Annotated in this window: 1 protein-coding gene; it reads left to right on the top strand. The window is 67.3% G+C overall.

Features of this window, described 5'->3' with window-relative positions; translation table 11 throughout:
* On the top strand, positions 1-324 hold a 324-nt coding region (locus tag E1193_RS31540; RefSeq protein WP_207922957.1), incomplete at both ends, for a hypothetical protein.

The raw sequence follows: 324 nt of genomic DNA on the forward strand, positions 1-324 counted from the left end.
TCCGCGGTTTCCGGATAGAGCCGGGCGAGATCGAGGCGCAGCTGACGGCGCACGCGGACGTGCGCGAGGCGCTGGTCGTGGCGCGCGAGGACATACCAGGCGACAAACGCCTCGTCGCCTACGTGGTGACGAACAACGAGGTTGTCGGCCTTGCGACGGAGTTGCGTTCGTTTTTGTTGTCGCGTTTGCCGGAGCACATGGTTCCGGCGGCGTTTGTGGTGCTTGACGCGTTGCCGCTGACGCCGAACGGGAAGGTGGACCGTCGGGCGTTGCCGGCGCCTGCGGATGAGGCGTATGCGCGTGGTGTCAGCGAGGCGCCGGTGG

Origin of the sequence: Micromonospora sp. KC606 (assembly GCF_004348675.1) — a bacterium.
Taxonomy (GTDB): Bacteria; Actinomycetota; Actinomycetes; order Mycobacteriales; family Micromonosporaceae; genus Micromonospora.